The organism is Mesorhizobium sp. M2A.F.Ca.ET.046.03.2.1 (assembly GCF_003952425.1).
In the GTDB taxonomy this organism is placed as follows: domain Bacteria; phylum Pseudomonadota; class Alphaproteobacteria; order Rhizobiales; family Rhizobiaceae; genus Mesorhizobium.
This window is the reverse complement of record NZ_CP034449.1, coordinates 1,478,015-1,503,244: the sequence shown is the minus strand read 5'-3', so window position 1 is coordinate 1,503,244 and position 25,230 is coordinate 1,478,015. Positions and strand designations below refer to the sequence as shown.

20 protein-coding genes and 1 pseudogene are annotated in these 25,230 nt (G+C 63.9%); 10 read left to right on the top strand and 11 right to left on the bottom strand.

The features are described 5' to 3' along the window. Positions 1-97: 97 nt before the first annotated feature. Positions 98-2,602, top strand: a complete 2,505-nt coding sequence (locus EJ072_RS07170) for a GumC family protein (protein WP_126079097.1) — start codon at positions 98-100, stop codon at positions 2,600-2,602. A gap of 4 nt (positions 2,603-2,606) precedes the next feature. Here EJ072_RS07170 and EJ072_RS35855 read toward each other — a convergent pair whose 3' ends face one another. Continuing rightward, positions 2,607-2,801, bottom strand: a complete 195-nt coding sequence (locus tag EJ072_RS35855) for a hypothetical protein (protein WP_126079096.1) — start codon at positions 2,799-2,801, stop codon at positions 2,607-2,609. A gap of 29 nt (positions 2,802-2,830) precedes the next feature. On the opposite strand from EJ072_RS35855, the gene folD reads away from it, so the two are divergent. The 3 genes from folD to EJ072_RS07150 all read left to right on the top strand — a co-directional run bounded on the left by folD (position 2,831) and on the right by EJ072_RS07150 (position 6,509). Continuing rightward, positions 2,831-3,730, top strand: coding sequence for a bifunctional methylenetetrahydrofolate dehydrogenase/methenyltetrahydrofolate cyclohydrolase FolD (gene folD, locus EJ072_RS07160; protein WP_126079095.1), 900 nt, complete (start codon positions 2,831-2,833; stop codon positions 3,728-3,730). Between the two features lie 14 nt (positions 3,731-3,744). Further along, positions 3,745-4,743 (top strand): GlxA family transcriptional regulator, encoded by a 999-nt coding sequence (locus EJ072_RS07155; protein WP_095819786.1) that lies wholly within the window; start codon positions 3,745-3,747, stop codon positions 4,741-4,743. A gap of 95 nt (positions 4,744-4,838) precedes the next feature. After that, complete coding sequence (locus EJ072_RS07150) at positions 4,839-6,509, top strand: VWA domain-containing protein (protein WP_126079094.1); 1,671 nt, start codon at positions 4,839-4,841, stop codon at positions 6,507-6,509. A gap of 66 nt (positions 6,510-6,575) precedes the next feature. Here the strand turns inward: EJ072_RS07150 and edd are convergent, their stop codons facing one another. The 3 genes from edd to zwf all read right to left on the bottom strand — a co-directional run bounded on the left by edd (position 6,576) and on the right by zwf (position 10,628). After that, on the bottom strand, positions 6,576-8,399 hold the full coding sequence (edd, locus tag EJ072_RS07145) for a phosphogluconate dehydratase (RefSeq protein WP_126079093.1): 1,824 nt from the start codon (positions 8,397-8,399) through the stop codon (positions 6,576-6,578). Positions 8,400-8,460: 61 nt separating this feature from the next. Beyond that, on the bottom strand, positions 8,461-9,177 hold the full coding sequence (gene pgl, locus EJ072_RS07140) for a 6-phosphogluconolactonase (protein ID WP_126079092.1): 717 nt from the start codon (positions 9,175-9,177) through the stop codon (positions 8,461-8,463). Beyond that, positions 9,159-10,628, bottom strand: a complete 1,470-nt coding sequence (gene zwf / locus EJ072_RS07135) for a glucose-6-phosphate dehydrogenase (protein ID WP_126079091.1) — start codon at positions 10,626-10,628, stop codon at positions 9,159-9,161. The genes pgl and zwf overlap by 19 nt, the downstream gene beginning before the upstream one ends. Positions 10,629-10,887: 259 nt before the next feature. Between zwf and EJ072_RS07130 the strand changes: the two genes are divergently transcribed. Together EJ072_RS07130 and EJ072_RS07125 are read left to right on the top strand one after the other, a co-directional pair. Then, entirely contained in the window at positions 10,888-11,634 is a 747-nt protein-coding gene (locus EJ072_RS07130; RefSeq protein WP_126083533.1) for an SDR family oxidoreductase, read from the top strand. 177 nt (positions 11,635-11,811) lie between these two features. Further along, entirely contained in the window at positions 11,812-13,107 is a 1,296-nt protein-coding gene (locus EJ072_RS07125; protein ID WP_126079090.1) for a Mur ligase family protein, read from the top strand. Between the two features lie 42 nt (positions 13,108-13,149). Here EJ072_RS07125 and EJ072_RS07120 read toward each other — a convergent pair whose 3' ends face one another. From EJ072_RS07120 to EJ072_RS07105, 4 genes and pseudogenes are all read right to left on the bottom strand, one after another. Continuing rightward, positions 13,150-14,040: an SH3 domain-containing protein gene (locus EJ072_RS07120; protein ID WP_189343239.1), complete on the bottom strand. Its 891-nt coding sequence runs from the start codon at positions 14,038-14,040 to the stop codon at positions 13,150-13,152. 257 nt (positions 14,041-14,297) lie between these two features. Further along, entirely contained in the window at positions 14,298-15,581 is a 1,284-nt protein-coding gene (locus EJ072_RS07115; protein WP_126079089.1) for an FAD-binding oxidoreductase, read from the bottom strand. A 137-nt stretch (positions 15,582-15,718) separates the two neighbouring features. Beyond that, positions 15,719-16,083, bottom strand: a pseudogene (locus EJ072_RS07110) (four helix bundle protein). A 45-nt stretch (positions 16,084-16,128) separates the two neighbouring features. Further along, entirely contained in the window at positions 16,129-17,562 is a 1,434-nt protein-coding gene (locus tag EJ072_RS07105; protein ID WP_126083531.1) for a glutamine synthetase family protein, read from the bottom strand. Between the two features lie 130 nt (positions 17,563-17,692). On the opposite strand from EJ072_RS07105, the gene EJ072_RS07100 reads away from it, so the two are divergent. Continuing rightward, positions 17,693-18,415: an HAD family hydrolase gene (locus EJ072_RS07100; protein ID WP_126079088.1), complete on the top strand. Its 723-nt coding sequence runs from the start codon at positions 17,693-17,695 to the stop codon at positions 18,413-18,415. A gap of 12 nt (positions 18,416-18,427) precedes the next feature. Here EJ072_RS07100 and EJ072_RS07095 read toward each other — a convergent pair whose 3' ends face one another. The 3 genes from EJ072_RS07095 to aceA form a co-directional block, all read right to left on the bottom strand. Next, positions 18,428-18,811 carry a response regulator gene (locus EJ072_RS07095; RefSeq protein ID WP_189343238.1) on the bottom strand — a complete coding sequence of 128 codons (384 nt, stop codon included), beginning with the start codon at positions 18,809-18,811 and terminating at the stop codon, positions 18,428-18,430. Positions 18,812-19,101: 290 nt separating this feature from the next. Then, positions 19,102-19,344 carry a hypothetical protein gene (locus tag EJ072_RS07090; RefSeq protein WP_042640947.1) on the bottom strand — a complete coding sequence of 81 codons (243 nt, stop codon included), beginning with the start codon at positions 19,342-19,344 and terminating at the stop codon, positions 19,102-19,104. 54 nt (positions 19,345-19,398) lie between these two features. Then, positions 19,399-20,688 (bottom strand): isocitrate lyase, encoded by a 1,290-nt coding sequence (gene aceA / locus EJ072_RS07085; protein ID WP_126079087.1) that lies wholly within the window; start codon positions 20,686-20,688, stop codon positions 19,399-19,401. Between the two features lie 248 nt (positions 20,689-20,936). Between aceA and EJ072_RS07080 the strand changes: the two genes are divergently transcribed. The 3 genes from EJ072_RS07080 to EJ072_RS07070 all read left to right on the top strand — a co-directional run bounded on the left by EJ072_RS07080 (position 20,937) and on the right by EJ072_RS07070 (position 25,197). Further along, entirely contained in the window at positions 20,937-22,379 is a 1,443-nt protein-coding gene (locus tag EJ072_RS07080) for an XRE family transcriptional regulator (RefSeq protein WP_126079086.1), read from the top strand. A gap of 211 nt (positions 22,380-22,590) precedes the next feature. Further along, positions 22,591-23,541 (top strand): DMT family transporter, encoded by a 951-nt coding sequence (locus EJ072_RS07075; protein ID WP_126079085.1) that lies wholly within the window; start codon positions 22,591-22,593, stop codon positions 23,539-23,541. Between the two features lie 558 nt (positions 23,542-24,099). Continuing rightward, on the top strand, positions 24,100-25,197 hold the full coding sequence (locus EJ072_RS07070) for a polyamine ABC transporter substrate-binding protein (RefSeq protein ID WP_126079084.1): 1,098 nt from the start codon (positions 24,100-24,102) through the stop codon (positions 25,195-25,197). The last annotated feature ends 33 nt before the right edge of the window (positions 25,198-25,230 follow it).

Here is a 25,230-nt window from a genome sequence, read left to right as displayed (position 1 = left end):
CGCAAAATTAACCCTTTGTTTCCTATGCCCGTTTAGCGTGGCTTAACGATTGGCCCATCCGCCGCGCCCAAGCCGCCAGAGAGCAAGTTCCAGGATAATGGTCGACAGGGATAACCGTGATGACTGGAGGCGCGAGCGTTCCCTGCTCGCGCTCGGCCAAGCCATGCGTGGCGACGACAACACGGTTTCGATCGGCGACCGGGCCAACTCCTCCTGGCGCGAGGACGCCGCGGCGCGCCATCGCGCCGCACGTTCCGAACGCGAAGGGAAGTTGAATCCGCAGTCCAATGAAACCGGCGAATTTGGCCGCGATCAGGGACAAGCGGAATCCCAGCCGGTCGAGACCGAACATGACTGGCGCGCAAGAAGTCGGCCTGCGTCGTCCGGGCCGTTCTATGAAGCCCCGGCGGAGAGCCAGCAGTCGCAAGCCGCTCCCGAACCTCAGTCGAGCCGGCCATCCGCCGGCGACGTTTCCGAGGAATGGAAGCCGCTGATCGACCCGATGCAGGTCGTGCACGGCATCACGCGATCCAAGGCGCTGATCCTGTCGACGACCGTCCTGGGCGCCGCGCTCGGCGTCGCCATCGCCTTGTCGACGCCGAAGAAATATGAGGCCACCACCGACGTCATCGTCGACCCGCGCGACCTCAAGCTCACCGACCGCGACCTGACGCAGAACGTGGTCGCCTCGGATGCGACGCTTGCGATCGTCGAGAACCAGGTCCGAATCCTGACATCGGGCACCGTTCTCAACAAGGTCGTCACCGATCTCAACCTTACCAACGATCCTGAGTTCAACGGCCAGGGCAGTGGCGGCTTCGGCCTGATGTCAACACTCCGCTCGATCCTGTCGCGGCAGGATGCGGGTGCCGCGGACGAAGCGCGCAAGCGCTCGCTGGCGGTCGGCAAACTGTATGACAGCCTCGACGTCGAACGTGGCGGCAAGACCTTCGTGGTCTCGGTCAGCGCCACGACGCAGAACGCCGAGAAATCCGCCCTGATCGCCAACACCATGGTCAAGGCCTTCAAGCAGATATCCAGTGAGATCCAGTCGAGCACCGCGGGCCGCGCCAATGACGAGCTCACCGCCAGGCTCGACGAATTGCGCAAGGGCGTCGAGACGGCCGAGCGCGCCGTCGAGGATTTCCGGGCGACCCACGACCTCGTCGACGCGCAGGGTCACCTGATCAGCGACGACCAGATGCTGAAGCTCAACGAGCAGCTTTCCGTCGCCCGCGCCCGCACGCTGGAGCTCAATGCACGCGCCGCCTCGGCACGCTCGCTGAACGTCAATTCGGTCCTCAGCGGCACGTTGCCCGAGGAAATCAACTCCAACATGATGAGCGAGCTGCGCTCGCAATATGCTGCCCTGAAGCAGGAAGCCGACCGCGCCGAGGTCAAGCTCGGGCCGCGCCATCCGGAGATCGAGGCGCTGAATGCCCAGCTTGCCGGCGCGCGCGAGCGCATCAGCGCCGAGCTGCAGCGCATCGCATCCTCGCTGCAGGTCGACCTCAAGCGCTCCGTCCAGCTCGAGCAGGACCTTTCCTCGCGCTTGGCGCAGGCCAAGGTGCAGAGCGGCGACGTCAACAACAACCTCGTCTCGCTGCGCGAGCTGGAGCGCGAGGCGGCCGCCAAGCGTTCTGTCTACGAGCAGTTCCTGCTGCGCGCCAAGGAAACCGGCGAGCAGAAGGACATCAACACCGCCAATATCAGCGTCATCTCGGAGGCCTATGCGCCGCTGCAAGCCAAGGGTCCGTCGCGCGCCGTGATGGCTTTGGCCGGTCTGTTTGCCGGCCTCTTCGCCGGTATCGGCCTCGGCGCGCTGCGTGGCATCCTTGCCAGCCTGCGCGAGACGGCCGACACGCGCTCGCGCCGCCGGGCCGGCGATCGTGCTCCAACGGTGGGGAACGTTTTCAACGGTGCCGCTCCGCTGGCGCCGCCGCCAGTTACACCGCCACCGGCCCCGCCAGTCGCTCGACCGCCGGCCGCGTCTTTCACGTCGGAACATCCCGCGCCCTCTTTCACGCCACCTCCGGCCAAATCATTTACGCCGCCTCCGGCTCCGGCATTCACGCCATCGCCAGCCGCGTCTTTCACACCGCCGCCTGCCTCGCCTCCGGCCCCTCAACCGGTGTCGATGGCCGCGCCGCCCGCGGCCCAACCCGTCACACCGCCACCGATGCCGGACGATGACGCCGTCCGTCCCGGGCTTTTCGGGTCGCTTGCCTCGGCGCTCCGCTATTTCGTGCGCCGCGAGCCGGCTGAAACGGCGGATTTGGACACTGTGCCGCCCGAAAGCGCCTGGCGCGCGCCCAGCCGGGAGGAACGCTACCCTGGGGCTGAAACCTCGGCGCGGCAGAATATTCAGCCGCCATATGAGCAGGGCTATTCCTATCGGCCGGCCCATGGCCGGACCGACCCGTACGAAGATCATTATTCGGCATCGCCCGCCTCTTACGATCCGCAACCGCCAGTCCCGGGCGACGCCCGCCAGTCGTCGTCCGACCAGGGTGAGATCGACGAGATCCGCGCCAGCCTGCGCGAATTCCGCGAGGCGGTTCGCGAGCTGACCGAAAGCCGCTCGCGCCACCGCTATTTCTGAAGCGTCATATTATTGACACCCCATATTTCTTGACCGCTTGCGGTTCGATAAAAGCTGCCGGTTTCGGGTTTACGGCATCAGACGACGCTTTGACGGGATTGCCCTGTCGAATTTTCGTGAAAATGCCGCCCTGCATTTCGGCCGCAAGCATCTCGCTTTGGCGGATCGACAATGCCGATCGAGGAATGAGGCCATGCATCGGCCTCGGAGCGAAGCTGAGGGTTGGTGATGGCCGAAGTGATTGACGGAAAGAGTGTCGCCGAGGATGTGGTTTCGAAGGTCAAGGCTTTGACCGCGGAGCTGTCGGCCAAGGGAGCCACCAAGCCTGGCCTTGCCGTGGTGATCGTCGGCGAAGACCCGGCAAGCCAGGTCTATGTCGCTTCGAAATCGCGCACCGCCAAGGAATGCGGCTTCCATTCGCTCCAGCATACGCTGCCGACCGACACCAGCGAGGAACAGTTGCTGAAGATCATCGGCGATCTCAACGCCGACAAGTCGATCCACGGCATCCTCGTGCAACTGCCGCTTCCAGGCCATATTGACGCCGGCAAGGTGATCCAGACGATCGCGCCGGAGAAGGATGTCGACGGCTTCCACTTCATCAATGTCGGCAAGCTCGGCACCGGCGAGCTTGACACGGCCTTCGTGCCCTGCACGCCGGCGGGCTCCATGCTTTTGATCGAACGCGTGCGCGGCAAGGATCTTTCCGGCCTCAACGCCGTTGTCGTCGGCCGTTCCAACATCGTCGGCAAGCCGATGGCCAATCTGCTGCTCGCCGCCAACTGCACGGTGACCATCGCCCACAGCCGCACCAGGGATCTGCCGGCGCTGGCACGCACCGCCGACATCCTGGTCGCCGCCGTCGGCCGCCCCGAGATGGTCAAGGGCGATTGGGTGAAGCCCGGTGCCACCGTGATCGATGTCGGGATCAACCGCATCCCGGCGCCCGAAAAGGGTGAAGGCAAGAGCCGCCTGGTCGGCGACGTCGCCTATGTCGAGGCGGCCAAGGTCGCCGGCGCCATCACGCCGGTGCCCGGCGGCGTCGGGCCGATGACCATTGCCATGCTGATGGCGAACACTGTAGCTTCCGCCTACCTCGCGGCCGGGCTGAAGCGGCCGTCCTTCTGATCGAAAGCAGATCCTTGCCGAACCTTACTGCTCCTGTCGAACGGCCGATCACGAACGATCCCGTTCAGGGCGGCCGTCAGTTCGGCTTCCTGCTCGTCGACAAGTTCTCGATGTTCTCGCTGGCCGCCGCCATCGACTGCTTCCGCTCGGCCAACCGCCTGCTCGGCCGCGACTTCTATGGCTGGACGACGATTTCGGCCGACGGCGATGCGGTCATGGCCTCCAACGGCCTGCCGCTGAAGATCGACTATTCGGTCGCCGACATGCCGCCGGTCGACATCCTGTTCGTCTCGGTCGGGCTCACCACGGAATTCCCCGGCAAGAGCAAGGTGCTGGCGGCTTTGCGCAGCTGGGGCCGGCGCGGCAATGCGCTCGGCGCGCTGTCGGTCGGCTCCTATCTCCTGGCCGAGGCCGGGCAGCTCGACGGCTACCGCTGCACCATCCATTGGGAGAACCGCGCCGGCTTCATGGAGCGTTTTCCAGACATCAACTGCACCGGCAATGTCTTCGAGATCGACCGCAAGCGCTACACCTGCGCCGGCGGCACCACCTCGATCGACCTGATGCTGGAGATTGTGCGCGGCGATTTCGGCTCCAACCTGGCCAATGGCGTCGCCAATCAATTCCAGCACGAGCGCATCCGCTCGGCCGGCGACCGCCAGCGCGTCGGACCGGAGCGCGATCTCACCGGCAAGTCGGAGAAGCTCAGGCGCATCGTCGAGCTGATGGCCGACCATCTCGACGAGCCGCTGTCCGCCGTGCAGCTCGCCAAGTCGGCGGGCCTGTCGGTGCGCCAGGTCGAGCGCCTTTTCCTGCGTCACCTCAGCGTGACGCCCGGTCGCTATTACATGCGGCTGAGGCTCGAACGGGCGCGCGAATTGCTGCGCCAGACCAACATGCCGATCCTCGACGTGGCGATCGCCACCGGCTTCACCTCGCACTCCTATTTCGCGCAGAGCTACCGGCTGCAGTTTGGCCGCCCGCCATCGGAAGAGCGCCGCACCACTTATTAGAGCGCTCCGCCTTCCGCCCTCGGCCGGGCTTGTTTCCAGGACCCGCCTCAAATAGCTTTCGCAACGCGGACGAGGGTTGCTCTCAGGAGATTTTCATGGCGGGACTGATACGGAGCGTCGCTGCGGCGGCCTTCCTTTTGTCGATGACCAGTTTCGGCTTTGCCGCCAACAAGGTCATCATCATCCTCGATGCATCGGGTTCGATGTGGGCCCAGATCGATGGCAAGCCGAAGCTCGAGATCGCGCGCGAATCGCTGCGCACGGTGCTGCAGTCGGTACCGGCCGATGATGAGATCGGCTTCATGGCCTATGGCCACCGCACCAAGGGCAGCTGCGACGACATCGAGCTGATCGTGCCGCCGCAAGCCGGATCCGCCAGCGCCATTTCGGCCGCCGCCGACAGCATGAAATTCCTGGGCAAGACGCCGCTCACGGCCGCGGTCAAGCAGGCCGCCGAGGCGCTGAAATACACCGAGGACAAGGCAACGGTGGTGCTGATCACCGACGGGCTGGAGACCTGCGGCGGCGATCCCTGCGCACTCGGCAAGGAGCTCAAGGAAAGCGGCGTCGACTTCACCGCCGACGTCGTCGGCTTCGGCCTGACCGCCGACGAGGGCAAGCAGATCGCCTGCCTCGCCGAAAACACCGGCGGCAAATACATCCAGGCCTCCGACGAGAAGGCGCTGCAGGACGCGCTGGTCGAGACCGTGGCGGCTCCGGCTCCGGCTCCGGCGCCGGCGCCAGAGCCGGCTCCGTCACCCGCGCCAGCGCCCGAGCCCGCCAAGCCTGAATTCAATTTCATGCCGAGCGTGGTCATGGCCGAGGGGGGTCCCGAGATCTCCGACAACAGCAATGCCTGGGAAATCTACAAGGCCAATGCGGACGGCTCGCGGGGCGATCAGGTCATGACCGAGTACGGCGAGCTGAAAACCAATCTCGAACCGGGCGACTATATAGTCGTCGGCCGCGATGACGAGGCAAGAAGCGAGCAGAAGATCAAAATAGAGGCCGGCCAGGTTTACAAGCCGCTGTTCACGCTCAACGGCGGTACGCTGGTTATCCATCCGCATGCAAGCCAGGGATCGGAGATCAGCGGCGAGGCGCGTGTCGACTTCGCCTATCCGGGCGGCAGCACCACCCACTATGGCGACGCCAAGGCGACTGTCCCCGCCGGCGAGCAGAAGGTGACGGTGCAGATCGGCGCCGGCACGGTAACCGAGACCATTCAGCTTGCTGCCGGACAGACGGTCGAGAAGGACGTCGTCGTTGGCGTTGGCCACGCCGTGCTCAACGCCTTCTATACGGCAGGCGGTGACAAGGCCGACAATTCCGGCATTAGCTTCGAAATCGTCAAGGCTAAGAAGAAGATCGACGGTTCCCGCGAGAGCGTCGAGCACTCCTATGGTCCCGACAGCAAGTTCTGGCTGCCGCCGGACGACTATGTCGCGCTCACCACGCTCGATCTTGCCATTGCCGAGCAGCCCTTCACCATCAAGGCCGGCGACAACCAGGACATCAAGGTCACGCTCGACGCCGGCGTGCTGGCCATGTCGGCGCCAGGGGCTTACTCGATCGAGGTGTTCTCGTCGAAGAAGGATATCGAAGGCAAGCGCAAGTCGCTGGGCTTGAGCTATGGCGACAGCTGGCAGCAGACGATTCCCGCCGGCGATTATGTCGTCGTGCGGCACGCCTCCGACCAGGGCCAGGACAAGGAAATGCCGGTGACGATCAAGGCCGGCGAACGGAGCGAGATCACCGTGCAGTAGTTGTTTCGGCCGGAACAAAGACAAAGGGCGGCTCAAAGCCGCCCTTTGTCTTTTGAACCCGCAACGTCAGGCGCTTCCGAATGCCGCCGCCCCGTGGTCGGCGCGGCCGACCAGTTGCCGGAAGCCGGCGAACAGCTCACGGCCGAATCCGAACTCGTTGCCGATGAGGTCGGCGTCCGCCGTGCGGCGGAGCGCGAATTCGGTTCCCGGCACCAGCACCTCGAGTGTGCCGGCATCGGCGTCGAGCCGGATGACGTCGCCGTCATGGATCCTGGCGATCGGGCCGTCCTCGACCGCTTCCGGCGTCACGTGGATCGCCGCCGGCACCTTGCCGGAAGCGCCCGACATGCGCCCGTCGGTCACCAACGCCACGCGCTGGCCGCGATCCTGCAGGATGCCGAGCACGGTGGTGAGCTTGTGCAGTTCCGGCATGCCGTTCGCCTTCGGGCCCTGGAAGCGGATCACGGCGACGAAGTCGCCGGTGAGCTGGCCGGCCTTGAAGGCGTCGTTCAGGCCTTGCTGGCTGTCGAACACTTTTGCCGGCGCCTCGATGATGCGACGTTCCGGTTTGACGGCCGAGGTCTTGATGACGGCATGGCCGAGATTGCCTCCAAGCACTTTCAGGCCACCGGTCGGCTGGAAGGCTTTCTTGACCGGCGCCAGCACCTTCTCGTCGCCGCTCACGAGCGGCGCCGCTTCGCGCACCACGCTGCCGTCCTCGCCAAGCCTCGCCTCGACCGCGTAGGGCCGCAGGCCTTCACCCCACACCGTCTGCACGTCCTCATGCAGCAGGCCTTCGTCGAGCAGCTCGCGGATCAGGTAGCCGAGCCCGCCGGCAGCATGGAAGTGGTTCACGTCGGCGAGCCCGTTCGGATAGACGCGCGCCAAGAGCGGCACGGCTTCCGACAGGTCGGAAATATCCTGCCAGGTCAGCGCGATGCCGGCGGCCGCGGCCATGGCGATCAGGTGGATCGTATGGTTGGTCGAGCCGCCGGTGGCGTGCAGGCCGACCACGCCGTTGACGATCGAACGCTCGTCGATCATGCGCCCGACCGGCGTATAGGCATTGCCGAGCGCGGTGATCGCCAGCGCCCGCTTGGCCGCTTCCCTGGTCAGCGCGTCGCGCAGCGGCGTGCCCGGATTGACGAAGGAGGCACCCGGCGTGTGCAGGCCCATGATCTCCATCAGCATCTGGTTGGAATTGGCGGTGCCGTAGAAGGTGCAGGTGCCAGGCCCATGATAGGACTTGGACTCCGCTTCCAGCAGTTCGGCGCGGCCGACCTTGCCTTCGGCATAGAGCTGGCGGACCTTGGCCTTCTCGTCATTCGCGAGCCCGGTCGTCATCGGTCCGGCGGGGATGAAGACGGCAGGCAGATGGCCGAAGGTGAGCGCCGCGATCACCAGTCCGGGCACGATCTTGTCGCAGACACCGAGGAAGACGGCGGCGTCGAACATATTGTGCGACAGGCCGATCGCCGCCGCCATGGCGATGACATCGCGCGAGAACAGCGACAATTCCATGCCGGGCTGGCCTTGGGTGACGCCGTCGCACATCGCCGGCACGCCGCCGGCCACCTGGGCGATGCCGCCCGCTTCCCGCGCGGCTTCCTTGATCAGCGCCGGGAAGGTCTCGAAGGGCTGATGCGCCGACAGCATGTCATTGTAGGAGGTGATGATGCCGAGATTCGGCACGCGGTCGCCGCCGAGCGCGATCTTTTCCGACGGGCTGCACACGGCAAAACCGTGGGCGAGGTTGCCGCAGCCCAGCACCGCCCGATTGGCGGTATTGCTTGACGCTCCGGCGATGCGGCCGAGATAGGCTTCTCGCCCGGCTTTTGAACGTTGGCGGATGCGTTCCGTGATGGCTTCGATATCGCGTCTGGCTGTCATGGTCCGTCCTTTCAAGCCCGGTAAGCGTCCTCCCCTGCCACCGGGCTGTCCTCAAATGAAATCAGGGTGCCCAGAACACCTCTATCCGTCCCGGCGCCGCTTCGAGCACGCTGCGGATGGGCTTTTTCGCGCCTGGACCCATCGCGCCGTTGAACGCTGTGCGCTTGTCCTCGCCTTCGATATGGAGCGCGACGAAGCCGGCCGCGACGATGCGCGCCATCGACAGCGTCAGCCGCGGCTCGCCCCCGCTCGCCGCATGCACCGGCAGCACGATGCGCTGGGACGCGGGATCGAGCAACTCCTCGAGGTTGCCGGCATCGGGAAAGAACGAAGCCGTGTGGCCGTCGCCGCCCATGCCGAGAATGACCACGTCGAGCGGCCAGGGCAGCGACCGCAGCGCTTCGCTATCCGCCGCCGCGGCGTCCTCGATGCTTGCCGCCTCATGGTAGAGCGGCACGAAGCGCGCCGCCGCGGCCTTGTTCTGCAGCAGGTTCGCCGCCACCAGCCCGGCATTCGATCGCGGCGAGGACGGCGGCACGAAGCGCTCGTCGACCAGCGTCACAATAACCTTGTCCCAGGCGATCGGCGTCGTCGAGAGCGCGGCGAACAGCTTCGCCGGCGTGGTCCCGCCGGACACGGCGAGCAGCGCGGCGCCGCGTTCCGCAACGGCCCTGGTCAACCGGTCCGCGATCTCACCGGCAAGCGCCGTCGCGAGATCCTGGCGATCGGCAAAGCCGTTCCAGCCGTAGCTGACCTCGCTCAATTGCTCTCGTGCCATGTCCGTCCGTCACGTTCGATAAGCGCGATCGAGGCCGACGGCCCCCAGGTGCCGGCCGTATAGCCCTGGGCCTCCTGCCTGGCGCTCTCCCAGGCGTTCTGGATCGGATCGATCCATTTCCAGGCCGCCTCGACCTCGTCGCGGCGCATGAACAGCGTCTGGTTGCCCCGCACCACATCCATGATCAGCCGCTCATAGGCGTCCGGCGCGCGCGTGTCGAAGGACTGAGCGAAGCTCATATCGAGCGAAATCTGGCGCAGGCGCATGCCGCCCGGGCCGGGATCCTTGATCATGATGTATTGTTTGACGCCTTCGTTCGGCTGCAGCCGGATCACGAGCTGGTTGGCGAAGATCGGTCCGGCGCTGTCGCCGAAGATCGAATAAGGGATCGGCTTGAACTCGATGACGATTTCCGAGACGCGGGTGGCGAGCCGTTTGCCGGTCCTCAGATAGAAGGGAACGCCGGCCCAGCGCCAGTTGCCGATCTCGGCCTTGATGGCCACGAAAGTCTCGGTGTTGCTATCCTTGCCGAGTTCCTCGACATATCCCTTGACGGGACCGCCCGCCGAGGCGCCGGCGCGATACTGGCCGCGCACCGTATGCTTGGGCGCCCCGTTGCCGTTGATGCGCTTCAGAGCCCTGAGCACCTTCAGCTTCTCGTCGCGCACGGCATCGGCGTCCATGGACGACGGCGTTTCCATGGCGACGAGGCAAAGCAGCTGCAGAATATGGTTCTGCACCATGTCGCGCAGCGCGCCGGCCTTGTCGTAATAGGTGACGCGGTCTTCGAGCCCGACGGTCTCGGCGACGGTGATCTGAACATGGTCGATATGCGCCGAATTCCACAGCGGCTCATAGAGCGCATTGGCAAAGCGCAGCGCCATCAGGTTCTGCACCGTTTCCTTGCCGAGATAGTGGTCGATGCGGAAGATCTGGCCTTCGTCGAAATCGCCGCCGACCGCGTCGTTGAGGGCGCGCGCCGAGCTGAGGTCGCGGCCGATCGGCTTTTCCAGCACGATGCGCGAATTCGGCGTGATCAGCTTGTGCTCCTTGAGCTTGTGCGAGATGTCGCCGAACAGCGCCGGTGCCACCGCAAGGTAGAAGGCGCGGATCCGGTCGCTGTCGCCGATCGCCTTCTTGAGCTCGCCGAAGCCGGCGCCTGTGGTCGCGTCAGCCGACACGTAGGAAAGCCGCGCCAAGAAAGTCTCAAGCTCCTTGGCATCGACATCCTCCGGTTTCACGTGCTCGGATATCGCCTTCTTGGCGAAGGTCCGGAATTCGGCATCGCTCATCTTCGCGCGCGACGTTCCGATGATGCGCGTCGGTTCGGAGAATTGATGGTCGCGCTGGCGATGGTAGAGCGACGGCAGGAGCTTGCGTTCCGACAAGTCGCCGGTGCCGCCGAAGATGATGAAGTCGAAGGGATCGACAGGAATGATCTGGCTGGTCATGGTCAGTCCGATTTGATGCCTGATGGCGGCAGCGTGGTTGGTATATTCTAATCGATTTAAATTTTCCAGTGCCATGGTGTCACAGGCAGGACCAATCGCTTGCACTTGCATCGGTCCACATGTTTCCCGACACTCGCGCGCTGCCGGCAGGCTTATCGGCAAGCCATGGCTTCCGGCAGCGTTCGCGCCTGCACCATAGAACGTGAATGTGACGAAAGCTAAGGGAGATGGCTGCGGAAATCCAATGAGCGGGAAAGCCATGCGTCTGGAAAACAAGGTCGCCATCATCACGGGTGCCGCGTCGGGCTTCGGCGAGGGCATGGCGAAACGCTTTGCCGAAGAGGGTGCGCGCGTGGTCGTCGCCGATCTCAACGCCAAGGGCGCGGAGCGGGTGGCCGACGAGATCGGCAAAGACGCGATCTGGACCCAGACCGACGTGTCCCTGCGCTCCGAATTCGACGAGATGATCTACGCCGCCAAGAGCGCGTTCGGCCGCATCGACATCATGGTCAACAATGCCGGCTTCACCCACCGCAACGGCGATATGCTGGGCGTCGACGAGGAAACCTTCGACCTGATCACCGCCGTCAACATGAAGGCGATCTACCATGCGGCGCTTGCCGTCGTGCCGATCATGGACCGGCAGGGGGGCGGCGTCATCCTGACCACGGCCTCGACCGCAGGGCTTCGGCCGCGGCCGGGGTTGACCTGGTACAATGCTTCCAAGGGCTGGGCGATCACGGCCACCAAATCGATGGCCGTCGAACTGGCGCCGAAGAACATTCGCGTCAACTGCCTTTGCCCGGTTGCCGGAGAGACCGGCATGCTGGAGAAATTCATGGGCGACGACACGCCGGAGATACGCGAGAAGTTCCGCGCCTCGATTCCGCTCGGCCGGCTCTCGACACCGCTCGACGTCGCCAATGCGGCACTGTGGCTGGCTTCGGACGAGGCCGCCTTCATCACCGGCGTGGCGCTGGAGGTCGATGGCGGCCGCTGTGTCTAAAGCATGTCTCCCGAAAATGGGAACCGGTTTCGGGATAAAGACATGCGTAAAACCAAAACCTAAAGCGCGGGGAGCGAGCCTGAAAGATCGCGACGCGCTTTAGTCGATGACGTGCGGCTTGAGTTTGACTTGACGATCCGGCGAAAGGCATAACGGTGCCTGGATGGGGCGGGTGCCATGAATGCCGGACTGCGGAGAATTCGCAAGGAACTGGGGCAACGCCTCAAGATCTACCGGGCGAGGCGTGCAAGGGCGCGGAGCAAGGCCACCTTCATCGGCGTAACCGGCAGCTCAGGAAAGTCGACCGCGGTGAGCCTGCTCGGGCACATTCTGGCCGGCCACGGGCGGACCTACACGCGGGTTCTGGCCAACACGATAAATTCACTGGTCAGCACACTTTACAGGCACATGAACAAGCACGGCGAGGTCGACTATGTCGTCTTCGAGGCGGGCGCCTCCGGCGTCGATACGATCAGGCCCATGGCACAGCTGCTCAAGCCGCATGTGGCTGTTGTCACGATGGTGCAGCTCGAGCATTTTTCCAGTTTCAAGGCCTTGGAGAACGTCGCTCGGGAAAAACGCGCTTTGGTCGAGGCGCTGGGGCCTGACGGGCTGGCGGTACTGAACGCCGACGATCCCAATGTATTGGCCATGGCATCCGGCGGTGCGCATCGCCTCGTCACGTTCGGCGAGTCGGAAACGGCCGACTATCGCGTCGCCGACATCAGCGCCGCCTATCCGCGCACGCTCAGCTTCACGCTTCACTGCCGGGCCGGGGTGTTGAAGCTCAAGACGCCGTTTCCGGGAGAGCATTTCTGGCTGCCGACGGCTGCCGCGGCCGCGACCGCTCTCGAGCTTGGCGTACCAGCGCGAATGGTGGAGGACAGGATCGCGGCATTCGAGCCGTTGGCGAACCGCTGTCGCGTCCTGGTCGTCGATGGAGGACCGCATTTCGTCGTCGACACCGCCAAGGCCCCTTGGCATTCGCTGTCGCTCGCCTTCGACATGATGGCAAGATCAACGGCTGGGCGAAAGCGGATCGTGCTTGGCCAGCTGTCGGACTTTGCCGGCTCGAACGCAAAATATGCGCGCGCCTATGAAAGTGCGCGCGAGATTGCCGACCAGGTGATCTATGTCGGGGAGCATGCCCATCGCTCGAAAGCCAGCCAGGCCGATCGCGACAGCGGCCGGTTCGTGGAACTGCGGACGCCGAAAGAGGTTTCCGATCATCTCAGGCGCACTGCCGCGCCAGGCGAACTCATCCTTCTCAAGAGTTCTTCGAGTCTTCACCTGGAACGTTTGGCGCTCGCCTGGACATATGATGTGAAATGCTGGATCCCCGCTTGCGGGAAGAAGGAAGGCTGCCAGACTTGCGGCCTTTTCGAAGTGCCGTTCGAGGAGCATCGGGAGTTCGTCAAAAAGCGCAGGCATGATCGCTGGCGGCAGGGACTTCGTCACCTCTTCGGCGGCTGACGGCATCGCGGTTCGGCCGCGGGCGCCGCCGGCACAATGGCCTCACGCGCCGGTCTTGACGTAGCTCTTGTAGACCCAGCCGTGCTTGCCGTTATAGACGATCTCGCACCACCGCTTGCAGTTCATCACCTGCACCGATGCCTTGGCTGGCACGGTGACGATCGCGGCTGCGCCCTTCTTCGGTCCAGAGCGCATGGTGACGGCCCTCAAGATGCGTCCATTGGCGGCCGCACCGACCTTTTGAGGTTTCGGTTCGGACTGCGCCGCGTCATCGGTTGCCGGCGGATCGGCATCGGGAGCCTGTGGCTTGGCCTCAGGAATGGCGGCGGTCTGGGCGCCGTCCATCTTGTCGCCCGGCGTCTTCGCGGCCGTCTCGCCCGACGGTGCGGGCGCGGCAACCTGCGACAGTGCGTCCGAGGCGTCGTTCTCCGCGGCTGGTTCGGCGAAGGCCGTGTCGGTTGATTGCGCAGCGCCAGGCTCGGCGGCCTGCTTCGATGGAGCTGGTTGATCCCCTGCCGGCTCCGACGGGGATTTGGAGTCGGGAGCCGTCCAGCGGGGGCTGTTCGACGCCAGCGCCGGAATGTTGGCTTCGCGGGCCGCCGTCGCCGGCGAAACCGCATCCGCCTTGCGCGCGGCCTGTGGTGCCGGGGCCACGGTCACCGCCGCCGCCACCGGAGCGATCTTCGTGGTCTTCACCGGGATTGTCGGCACGGTCTGCTCGGCGCTGGCCGCGGCAACCTGCCGGCCGCTGCCCGGAATGCACAGCCAGAGCGCCACCCCGGCCACGCCGAGCAGCGCGACCGTGCCCACCGCTGCAATGACCAGATGCGCGTTCGACTGCACCTTCTGCCAGAAGGATGGCCGTACGTTATAGCCGAACTGCATTGTGAAGCGCTGCCGTTCCGGCGTGCCGAAACTGAAGGGCTCGTTCACTCAAACCACCTCCAACAAGCGGGCCGACGTTCTTTCGATCATTGCCGCGAGGGTTGGCATCGATCGGCATCGGTCCCGAAGTCACAGCGGACAAGGCCCGCGAAATCCCCGGAATTTTCGCCCATGATCGCATCTTTTACTGCTGATTATGGCATGAGTGAGCCAGATTGCGAAATTCTGCGCGTCCGTTAAGGCTTCCACAACCTGCCTCGTGGAAGCCGCCATCGTCGAATCGGCGCCTCGACCGCGCGCCAGCCTCAAATCCTGTCGCGCAGCGCAAACCAGCTGAGCGCCAGAAACAAGAGCGGCGCGCGAAAGCGGCGGCCGCCCGGGAAGGGGGGGATATTCAGGTCCTCGATCAGTTTCAGGCGGTCGCGATTGCCGGCAACGGTCTCGGCATAGAGCTTGCCGAAGAAGTTCGACAGCATGACGCCGTGGCCGGAATAGCCTCCGATCGAGATCACATTCGGCATCACTTCGCGCACGAACGGCTTTCTCGGCATGGTGATGCCGACATAGCCGCCCCAGCCATGCGTGATTTCGACATCCTTGAGGTCCGGGTAGAGTTCGGCGATCTGCCTGCGGATGTGGATATGGATGTCCTTTGGATCGTTGACGGCATAGACCTCGCGGCCGCCGAACAACAGCCTGCCGTCTTTTGACTTGCGGAAATAGCGCACCACGAAACGGGAATCGTCGACGGACTCGCCGCCCGGCAGCACTTTGGAAGCAGCGAGCGGCACGGTCGCGCCGATGAAAGAGCCGATCGGCATGATATGCGCCGCGCTCACCGGCTCGAGATTGCCGCCATAGGCATTGACGCCGATCAGGCATTTGTCGGCCGTGATCGTGCCCTTGGGCGTCGTGACCTTCACCTTGCCGCCGCTGGAAATTATGCCGGTGGACGGCGTCTGCTCGAAGAGATGTGCGCCGGCGGCGGCCGCCACTCTCGCCGTGCCGATCACCAGCTTCAGCGGATGGATGTGACCGGTGCCGATGTCGCGGGTGCCGCCGAAGTAGCGCGTCGAGCCCAACCGCTGCGCCGTCTCCGCCTGGTCCATGAAGCTCAAATGCGGATAGCCGAAGCGGCTCGCCATGATCTCGGCGTGTCGCTTGTAGTCGTCGACGTAACGTTTCTTGTGCGCCACGGAAAGCTGGCCCGGCATATAGTCGATGTCGATCGTGTTGGTGGCAGCGAAGTCAAGCAGATGCGCCTTGGCCTCTTCCGCCATGTCGAACAGCGCCCTGGCGCGGGAAAGGCCATATTCGGCCTCCAACTCTTCCGCCCAGGCACGCTGCCCGGTGCCGAGCTGGCCGCCATTGCGTCCGGACGCGCCGTCGCCGAAGCGATTGGCCTCGATCAGCACGACATTTGCGCCCGCCTTGGCCAGATGCGCTGCAGCCGAGAGGCCGGTAAAGCCGCCGCCGATGATGACGACGTCGCAGGTCCGGTCGCCGTCGAGAGGCGAGTACTCGGGGCGGGGTCCAACCGTATCCTCGTACCAGGACCGGCCGGGAGAGATGGGGGATTGGTAGGGCATGATGCTCGCAGTAGGGCAGTAGGGCAGTAGGGGAGTAGGGCAGTAGGGGAGTAGGGGAGTAGGGGAGTAGGGGAGTAGGGGAGTAGGGGAGTAGGGGAGTAGGGGAGTAGGGGAGTAGGGGAGTAGGGGAGTAGGAGCTACTCGGGCGCTAATTTACGGATGAGGAGCCGCAAGAGTGTTCCTACGCTCTCACTTCGCACCATCAATTGTTGAGCTGCTTCGTTGGAGGTGATTCCGACGCGCTGCGCGATCAGCAAGTGAGTTTCCAACTCTTTGAGTGATCCCTGTGCAATCTAAGAAACTGTTGATAGGACGCTCGGCTTTCTCGTCCATAGCCCTCAGCGATGTTGGCAGGCACGGAAGCGGCTGCCCTGCGTAGCTGAGTTGTCAATCCATAGAGTTCTTCCTTCGGCCAGGCCCTTGTCGTTTCGTAGATCGAAACTGCGAGGTCCATAGCCTGCTGCCAGACGACCAAATCCCTGTACGATTCGATCTTCGCCATCGTTCCCCCTACTGCCCTACTGCCTTACTCCCCTACTGCCTTTCCTCACACATTGAGCAGCAGATATTCCCGCTCCCATGGGCTGATCACTTCCATGAAGGTCTCGAACTCGGCGCGTTTGATCGCGGTGTAGGTAGCGGCGAAGGATTTGCCGAGGATGGCGCCGAGCTCCGTATCGTCCTCGAAGAGGCCGACCGCCTCCAGAAGGCCGCGCGGCAGGTCGATTTCATCCGCGTTGGCGGTCGTCAGCACCGGCGGTTCCGCCTTGATCTTGTTGTTCATGCCCACCAGCCCGCAGGCCAGCGACGCGGCCAGCGCCAGATAGGGGTTGGCGTCCGACGACGGGATGCGGTTTTCGACGCGCCGCGCCGCCGGGTCCGAGCGCGGCACGCGGAAGGCGGTGGTGCGGTTGTCGTAGCCCCATTTGTTGTTGACCGGAGCCGAGGCCTGTTGAGTCAGCCGGCGGTAGGAGTTGACGTAGGGCGCGAACATCACCAGCGCGTTCGGCACATGCTTTTGCATGCCGCCGATGAAGTGGAAGAATGCGTCTGTCTCGGAGCCGTCCTCGGCCGAGAAGATGTTCTTGCCGGTCTTCTTGTCGACCACGGACTGGTGGATATGCATGGCCGAGCCCGGCTGTCCCTGGATCGGCTTGGCCATGAAGGTGGCGTAGATCTCGTGCTTCAGCGCCGCCTCGCGGATGGTGCGCTTGAACATGAACACTTGGTCGGCGAGCTCGATCGGGTTGCCGTGCCGCAGATTGATCTCGAGCTGGCCGGCGCCTTCCTCATGGATCAGCGTGTCGATCTCCAGGCCCTGCCGTTCCGAGAAATGGTAGATGTCGTCGATCAGCTCGTCGAACTCGTTGACGCCGGCGATCGAATAGCCGGCGCCGCCGCCGATCGGCCGCCCCGAGCGCCCGACGGGCGGCGTCAGCGGATAGTCCGGGTCGGGGTTCTTGCGTACCAGATAGAATTCGATCTCCGGTGCCACGACCGGTTTGAGCCCGCGCTCGTCATAGGCCGCAAGCACGCGCTTCAGCACGTTGCGCGGCGTGAACTCGACCGAGCGGCCGTCCTGGTGCACGAGGTCGCAGATCACCGCCGCCGTCGGGTCCTCTTCCCACGGCACCACGGTCAGCGTCGAGAGATCGGGCAAGAGCTTCAGGTCGCCGTCGTCCTCGGGATAGTGGAAGCCGTTGCCGTCTTCCGGGTAGCCGCCGGAGATCGTCGTCATGAACACGGCTGACGGCAGCGCCAGCGAGGTGTTGGAGGTGAATTTCTTCGACGGCATCATCTTGCCGCGGGCAACCCCGGCCTGGTCCGGCGTGATGCATTCGATGTCCTCGATGCCGCGCCACTCCAGCCAGGCGCTGGCTTCCTTCCAGTTCTTCACACCGCGTTCGTTTTTCAGGAAGGCAGGCGTGCGGGCGCGTCCCCCCCGGCTTGACGGACGGACTTCCTTTTTCTCAGGCGGCATCATTCACCAGATTGTGTTGCGGATTTCGGACTATAGCCGGGCACCACGGGGAAAGGAAAGGGGAGGCGGGACAACCAGCCATCCGTCTTCAGGCTGGCGGCGCGCCGCAACAGCAGGTACACCGGCCGTCATGAAGAACGGGCCCGCCTCTCATTTGACCACAATCGGCTTCGATGCAGACGACACGCTGTGGCACAATGAGCAGTTCTTCCGCATGACCGAGAAGCGCTTTGCCGAAATGCTGGCGGAGCACGGCGACCATGAGCATATCGCCGCAAGGCTGCTCGAGGCGGAAAGGCGCAACCTCGCCCTCTACGGCTTCGGCATCAAGGGTTTTACCCTGTCGATGATCGAGACGGCGGTCGAGATCACCGGTGGTGAGGTGCCTGGTTCGATCATCGGCGAGATCCTGGCCGCCGGCCGCGAGATGCTCAGCCACCCGATCGAGCCGCTGCCGCATGCGCGCGAGACGGTCGAGGCGCTGGCGGGCTCCTATCATCTGGTGCTGATCACCAAGGGCGACCTCTTCGATCAGGAGCGCAAGCTTGCGCAGTCGGGAATGGGTGACCTCTTCGACGCGGTGGAGATTGTCAGCGACAAGACCGCCGCCACCTATGCCCGCATCTTCAGCCGCCATGGCCGTGGTCCGCAGAGCAGCATGATGGTTGGCAATTCCCTCAAGTCCGACGTGGTTCCCGCCATCGAGGCCGGCGGTTGGGGCATCCATGTGCCGCACGAATTGACCTGGGCGGTCGAACATGCCGAGGCGCCTGTCGAGGCGTCGCGTTTCCGCCAGATTGCCCATCTCGGCGAGTTGCCGAGCCTTGTCGAGGCTATCGCAAAGGTTGGTTGAAGGTCCTACGGTCTAACCGCGCCCTGTCAGGCGATCGACCACCGGTTGCAGCCTCTCTGGCGTAATCGGCTTGGCGACGACCGCATCGACTATGCTCGACAGGCCAAGGCTCTCCGATGTGCCATTCCTGGTTGAGAGCAGGATAACCGCGGGCAGCGGTTTGCCGGAGACGCGCCGCAGCGCGTCGATGGCCGACATCAGCCGGTCGCAATCCTTGTTGTCGGGGCCGCCGTCGAGGATGACCGTGCCGGGCAGTTGGCCGGCCAGCGTCTTCTCGGCGGCCTCGGGCGATTCCGAGATCGGCTTCAGGCCCGATTTTTCGACGATTTTCGACACCACGACCCTGTTGATCGATGATTTTCCAACGACCAGCACCTTCGAGAAGTCCGCCGCCATCGCACCGGCGCGGGCTGCCGGTCTTGGATGTCTTTCGGAGTGGTCGTCACGGTCGGCGGGACACATCGGCGGGCAGGCACTCTGGTTCAATGCAGGGTTGAAACCTAAGGCAGAATTGAGTGAGATCGCAGCCGGTGTCAAGCTGAAACGGTCGAGGCTGAGAATATAGCAAGAAAATCCTGAATTCAGCGCAAGTCGTGCCTCTCGACGGCGAGACAAACCGAAAAAATGCGACAGTCTCCCGAACGTATAACGCGCGGGAGACTGTCGCCGAGACTGTTGACGTTACGTCAAGTATGGCTCTGATGGGTGACGATCACGGGGATCAGCAGGTCACCCCAGTTGCCGTCGCCGCCATGGTGCCTGGCCGAGCGCACCAGCTCCACCGAGACGCCGGCCTCGACTGCCTTCATGACCGACTGGTTGAGCCTGTGCAGATCGTTGGCGAGCATGCGGATCGTCGCCTGCTGGTCGACGCTCATCGCGCTCGATTGCTCTTCCGCCCTTTCCTTGACGCGGCTTATCGATGCCATTGGTCTTCTCCCCGATGTAGATGCCCTGCGGGCGTTTCCTCTGGTTGTTATCCGTTACTCGGCCGCCGGCCTGAACTGGGCGTGCTCGGTCGATTCATGCATGGCGGTGGTCGAAGACTGGCCGCCGGTGATCGCCATCGACACGGCGTCGAAATAGCCGGTGCCGACCTCGCGCTGGTGCTTGGTCGCGGTGTAGCCGTTGGCTTCCGCCGCGAACTCTGCCTCCTGCAGTTCCGAATAGGCCGCCATCTGGCGGTCCTTGTAGCCGCGCGCCAGCTCGAACATGCCAAAGTTCAGCTGGTGGAAGCCGGCCAGCGTGATGAACTGGAACTTGTAGCCCATCGCGCCAAGCTCCCTCTGGAACTTCGCGATCGTTGCGTCGTCGAGGTTCTTCTTCCAGTTGAACGACGGCGAGCAGTTGTAGGCGAGCAGCTTGCCCGGATGATGCTTGTGCACGCCTTCGGCGAACTTCCTGGCCTGTGCCAGATCCGGCTTCGAGGTCTCGCACCAGATCAGGTCGGCATGCGGCGCATAGGCCACGGCGCGCGCGATGCAAGGCTCGATGCCGTTCCTCACATTGTAGAAGCCCTCGACCGTGCGGCCTGCATCGTAATCGACAAAAGCCCGGTCGCGTTCGTCGATATCGGAGGTCAAGAGCTTCGCCGCTTCCGCGTCCGTGCGCGCCACGACCAGCGTCGGCGTGCCCATCACGTCGGCCGCCAGGCGCGCCGCGTTGAGGTTGCGGATATGCGCCACGGTCGGGATCAGCACCTTGCCGCCGAGATGGCCGCACTTCTTTTCCGACGCCAGCTGGTCCTCATAGTGGACGCCGGCAGCACCCGCCTCGATGAAGGCCTTCATGATCTCGAAGGCGTTGAGCGGGCCGCCGAAACCGGCTTCGGCATCGGCGACGATCGGCGCGAACCACGTCTCGACCGAAAGCCCGTTGCCTTCGGATGTCTCGATCTGGTCGGCGCGCTGCAGGGTGCGGTTGATGCGCTTGACGAGTTCCGGCGCCGCATTGGCCGGATAAAGCGACTGGTCCGGATACATGGCCGAAGCCGTGTTGGCGTCCGCTGCCACCTGCCAGCCCGAGAGATAGATCGCCTTCAGCCCGGCCCGAACCTGCTGCATGGCCTGGTTGCCGGACATCGCGCCGAGCGCGTTGACGAAATCCTCCTCGTGGATGAGCTTCCACAGCCGGTTCGCACCCATCTCGGCTAGCGTCTGGCGGATTTGCACGGAGCCGCGCAGCCGCTTCACATCCTCTGGCGAGTAGGGGCGCTCGATGCCATCGAAACGGCCTTCCGGCGCGGAGGGGACGAGGTTGTAAAAATCGGTCATTGGTCACTCCGGATCGTTTGAAAACTGCTTCAGCGCCACATCGCAAGGCCATATCCCCGACGTCTGTGTATGACAACGTTTACATTGCAGCGCGAAATAGGCCAGAGAAACCGCCGCTTGGTGCCGAAAATAAAGGAAAAGCTGTGTTGCCATTGACAAGTCCGCTCTGTTAATTTGTCATGATTGTAAAAGCGGCAAGGCGGGCGTTGGGTTCGATGCGCCTGTAAATCTTGTCAAAGGTGGAAGCGATGGCCGACCAGAAGATCTTTGCCGGGCCTCGGCTGCGCCGGCTGCGCAACGCCAGGGGGCTGACCCAGACGGCAATGGCCGAGGGATTGGGCATCTCGCCCTCCTACCTCAATCTTATCGAACGCAACCAGCGGCCGCTGACGGTGCAACTCATCCTCAAGCTGGCCTCCGTCTACAAGGTCGATCCGCATGAATTGCAGGGAGAGACCAAAGGCTCGATCGCGGCCTTGCGCGAAGCGTTCAGCGATCCGCTTCTTGCCGGCGAACTGCCCGGTGATCAGGAGCTGATCGACCTTGCCGAGACGGCGCCCAATGCCTCGGCGGCGATGGTGAAGCTCTTTCGCGCCTATCGCGAGCAGGCCGAGCGCCTGTCCGATCTCAACCAGCTGCTGGCCAAGGAGGGCAGGGCGACCGCCCTGTCCGGCGCGCGCCTGCCCGCCGACGAAGTCCACGAAGTGTTCGAACGTCGGCCGAACCACTTTGCTGCGCTGGAGGAGGAGGCGGAGGCTTTCACATCGCTCCTCGAGCCCGGCGACGATCTGTTCGGCGCGCTGAAGGCCTGGTTGAGGCGCGAGCACGGCATCGTCGTCAAGGTGCTGCCGGTCGCCACCATGCCCAACTGGCGCCGCCGCTATGACCGTCATTCGCAGCGCCTGTTCCTGTCGGAGCGTCTGTCGCCCTTCGATCAACTGCGCGAAGTCGCCATGGAGGCGAGCCTGATGCGCATGTCGGTGGCCGTCGCGGGCGAGATCCAGGGGCTGAAGCTCGGCACGGACGAGGCCCGCCGGCTCGCCCGCTTCGAGCTCGGCCGCTATGCCGCGCATGCGTTGATGATGCCCTACCAGGCTTTCCACGCCGCCGCCGTTCGCGCCCGCTATGATATCGATGTCTTGCGTTCCCGCTTCGGCGTCTCTTTCGAACAGGCGGCCAACCGCCTGACCATGCTGCAGCGGCAGGGCGCGGCGGGCGTGCCGTTCTTCATGCTGGAAGTCGACAATGCCGGCAACCGCTTCCGCAAGGCCGGCAGCCAGGGTTATCCGCAAAGCCGCTTCGGCGGCGGCTGCCCCAAGCTTCCCATTCACGCGGCCTTCTCGCAGCCGGGCCAGATCCTGGTCGAGGCGGTGGAAATGCCCGATGGCGCCGAGTTCCTTTGCATCGCCCGCACCCTGGAAGGCCCGCAAGGCGCCTTCTCCGAACGGCCGCGCCGCACCGCGCTCCTGCTTGGTTGCGATATCGGCTTTCGCGACGAGATCGTCTATGGCGCGGCGCTGCCGGCCGGATCCCCCGGCAAGCCCGGGCAAGGTTTCGCCACTCCGGTCGGCCCCGCCTGCAGGCTTTGCGAGCGCGCCGGCTGCCTGGCGCGCGCCGAGCCGCCGGTGACGCGCCCGCTCGGCCTTGACGAGATGGTGACGGGCCTCAGCGCCTTCGATTTTCAGGGATGATACACGCCGTCCGGACCTGCGCGTGGGCGCAGTTTCGACCTGTGTCGAAGTAAACCGCTGCGACGTTGTCCCACATTTCAGTGAATGCTGGATCACGCACGGCTTTCTACTTTGCGCTACGCGATTGAGACACAGTTCTGTCGTTTGAGACGCAGAGTTCCTGTTGTCCTTGGTGCACCATAGCGCGCATAACTCGCTGACAATCATGTCCATGACCGATACCGCATCGCCTCGCGTCGCCCTACCAGACGTCTCGCCGCGCGAGGAGCGGATCGGCATGCTGCTGGTCTTCCTCTCGGCGCTGATGTGGAGTTTTGGCGGCACCATCGCCCGTTTCATCCATGTCGACGACAGCTGGGCCGTGGTGTTCTGGCGCTCGCTCTGGGCGGTGGCCTTCCTCGTCGCGTTCATGGTCTGGCGCGACGGCTGGCGGGGCACGTTGAGATTGTTCCGCGACATGGGCCTGCCTGGTCTCGGCGTGGCCTTGTGCTTTGCCACGGCCTCGACCAGCTTTATCGTTGCGCTTGCCTATACGACGGTTGCAAACATTCTCCTGATGCAAGCCGGCGTGCCGCTTCTGGCCGCCTTGCTCGCCTGGCTGCTGTTTCGCGAGCGCGTGAGCCAAGCCACCTGGATTGCCATCGCCGCCGTCATCGCTGGGGTTGCCATCATGGTCTCTGAATCCCTCGACGGGGCCGTGTCCCCGATCGGCGACGGCCTGGCGCTGCTGATTGCGGTGATGTTTTCGTTCGCGACGGTGATCACCCGGCGCTTTGCTCATGTGCGCATGGTGCCGGCCACCTGTCTCGGCGCGCTGCTTGCCGGTATCTTTGCCGCCGCCCAGGCCTCGCAGTTTGCGGTGTCCGCACGCGACATGGGCTTCCTCTTCGCCTTCGGCGTCGTCAACCTCGGCGTCGGCCTCGCCTTTTTTGCCATGGGCGCCCGGCTCGTGCCGGCGGCAATCGCGGCGCTGCTCGGCACTTTCGAGCCGATCCTCGGGCCGATCTGGGTCTGGCTCGTCCATTCCGAGGTGCCGTCGGTGCGCACCATCATCGGCGGCGCGATCGTGGTCACCGCGCTGCTCGTCCATATCGGCCTGGAGTTCAAACGTCAGGCGCGGCCGGCGCGCCCCGGCATCACCGGCCTGCCGTCACCCAATTGACCAATGCATGTCGCCCAAAAGTGCGCAGCGGTTTTGGGAGAACGACATGCATCAAGACAACAGCATGTCACCCAGAAGTGTGCAGCGGTCCTGGGACAACGACATGCGATCAAGACAACAGCATGTCGCCCAAAAGTGCGCAGCGGTTTTTGGGCGAACGACATGCATCAAAACAAAGACCGAAAGCGCGTCGCCTGAACCCCTCTCGGCGCGACGCGCTTTAGGCAGCCTTCCCCATTGACAACCCCGCTGCCGGGCGGGCAGGCTGCGATCACGGCAACAACAAGACAGGCGTATCTTGCCAAGTGTCTCTGCCGGCCCGACCAGGGCCGGATCACATCGTCGTATCTCTGCCCACGCCACGGCGAACGCCGCTGACGCCGCCCGGGTACCTTACAAGGGCGCCCTGCGGGAGGTCTTTGACCACCGACCGGCAACCCGGCGCAGCGCCGACAGGTCGCGCTTGTTGCCCTTCGGAAAGCCCAATAGCCTGAAATCAATGCCGCGCCGCCATATCGCGACGAGCCGGCAAGGGAACACTCACCAAAGGAGAACATTATGATCCGCAAAGCGCTCTGGCTTTCGGCGACGTCGGTATTTCTGACGCTTTTCACGGCAGGCGGCCATGCCGAGGACCGCGTTGTCAACGTCTACAACTGGTCGGACTATATCGACAGCTCGATCATCGACGACTTCACCAAGAAGACCGGCATCAAGGTCGTCTACGACACCTTCGATTCCAACGAGATCCTCGAAACGAAGCTGCTGGCCGGCGGCAGCGGCTACGACGTCGTCGTGCCGAGCGCGAACTTCCTGGCGCGCCAGATCCAGGCGGGCGTGTTCCAGAAGCTCGACAAGTCGAAGCTGCCGAACATCTCCAACATGTGGGACGTCATCTCCGAGCGCACCGCCAAATACGATCCGGGCAACGAATATTCGGTCAACTACATGTGGGGCACCGTCGGCCTCGGCTATAACGTCAAGAAGGTGACGGCTGCGCTCGGCACCGACAAGATCGACAGCTGGGATGTTTTCTTCAATCCGGACAAGCTGGCCAAGCTGAAGGATTGCGGCGTCTATGTGCTGGATTCTCCCGCCGACATCATTCCGGCGGCGCTGAAATATCTCGGCCTTGATCCCAACAGCACCTCGCCCGATGACATTGCCAAGGCCGAGGACGCGTTGCTCAAGGTCCGGCCCTATATCCGCAAGTTCCATTCGTCCGAATACATTAACGCCTTGGCCAATGGCGACATCTGCCTGGCGATCGGCTGGTCGGGCGACGTCTTCCAGGCGCGCAACCGCGCCGAGGAAGCCAAGCAGGGCGTCGAGATCGGCTATTCGGTGCCGAAGGAAGGCGCCCAGATGTGGTTCGATCAGATGGCGATCCCGGCGGACGCGCCGCATGTCGCCGAAGCGCTCGAGTTCATCAACTACATGATGACCCCCGAAGTCATCGCCAAGTCGTCGAACTACGTGCTCTACGCCAACGGCAACAAGGCTTCGCAGCAATTCGTCGACAAGGCGATCCTGGAAGATCCAGCGGTCTATCCCGACGAAGAGACGACCAAGAAGCTTTATACCGTCAAGCCATATGATCCAAAGACACAGCGCGTCATCACGCGCACCTGGACCAAGATCGTCACCGGTCAGTAAGCATTGAGACACGACCCTGGCAGCCAACTGCCG

Bases quoted from the DNA above. Each gene is read 5' to 3' on its own strand.
- EJ072_RS07170 (WP_126079097.1), top strand. From the start codon at position 98: ATGGTCGACAGGGATAACCGTGATGACTGGAGGCGCGAGCGTTCCCTG.
- EJ072_RS35855 (WP_126079096.1), bottom strand. From the start codon at position 2,801: ATGCATGGCCTCATTCCTCGATCGGCATTGTCGATCCGCCAAAGCGAG.
- folD (WP_126079095.1), top strand. From the start codon at position 2,831: ATGGCCGAAGTGATTGACGGAAAGAGTGTCGCCGAGGATGTGGTTTCG.
- EJ072_RS07150 (WP_126079094.1), top strand. From the start codon at position 4,839: ATGGCGGGACTGATACGGAGCGTCGCTGCGGCGGCCTTCCTTTTGTCG.
- edd (WP_126079093.1), bottom strand. From the start codon at position 8,399: ATGACAGCCAGACGCGATATCGAAGCCATCACGGAACGCATCCGCCAA.
- pgl (WP_126079092.1), bottom strand. From the start codon at position 9,177: ATGGCACGAGAGCAATTGAGCGAGGTCAGCTACGGCTGGAACGGCTTT.
- zwf (WP_126079091.1), bottom strand. From the start codon at position 10,628: ATGACCAGCCAGATCATTCCTGTCGATCCCTTCGACTTCATCATCTTC.
- EJ072_RS07130 (WP_126083533.1), top strand. From the start codon at position 10,888: ATGCGTCTGGAAAACAAGGTCGCCATCATCACGGGTGCCGCGTCGGGC.
- EJ072_RS07125 (WP_126079090.1), top strand. From the start codon at position 11,812: ATGAATGCCGGACTGCGGAGAATTCGCAAGGAACTGGGGCAACGCCTC.
- EJ072_RS07115 (WP_126079089.1), bottom strand. From the start codon at position 15,581: ATGCCCTACCAATCCCCCATCTCTCCCGGCCGGTCCTGGTACGAGGAT.
- EJ072_RS07105 (WP_126083531.1), bottom strand. From the start codon at position 17,562: ATGCCGCCTGAGAAAAAGGAAGTCCGTCCGTCAAGCCGGGGGGGACGC.
- EJ072_RS07100 (WP_126079088.1), top strand. From the start codon at position 17,693: ATGAAGAACGGGCCCGCCTCTCATTTGACCACAATCGGCTTCGATGCA.
- EJ072_RS07095 (WP_189343238.1), bottom strand. From the start codon at position 18,811: ATGGCGGCGGACTTCTCGAAGGTGCTGGTCGTTGGAAAATCATCGATC.
- EJ072_RS07090 (WP_042640947.1), bottom strand. From the start codon at position 19,344: ATGGCATCGATAAGCCGCGTCAAGGAAAGGGCGGAAGAGCAATCGAGC.
- aceA (WP_126079087.1), bottom strand. From the start codon at position 20,688: ATGACCGATTTTTACAACCTCGTCCCCTCCGCGCCGGAAGGCCGTTTC.
- EJ072_RS07080 (WP_126079086.1), top strand. From the start codon at position 20,937: ATGGCCGACCAGAAGATCTTTGCCGGGCCTCGGCTGCGCCGGCTGCGC.
- EJ072_RS07075 (WP_126079085.1), top strand. From the start codon at position 22,591: ATGACCGATACCGCATCGCCTCGCGTCGCCCTACCAGACGTCTCGCCG.
- EJ072_RS07070 (WP_126079084.1), top strand. From the start codon at position 24,100: ATGATCCGCAAAGCGCTCTGGCTTTCGGCGACGTCGGTATTTCTGACG.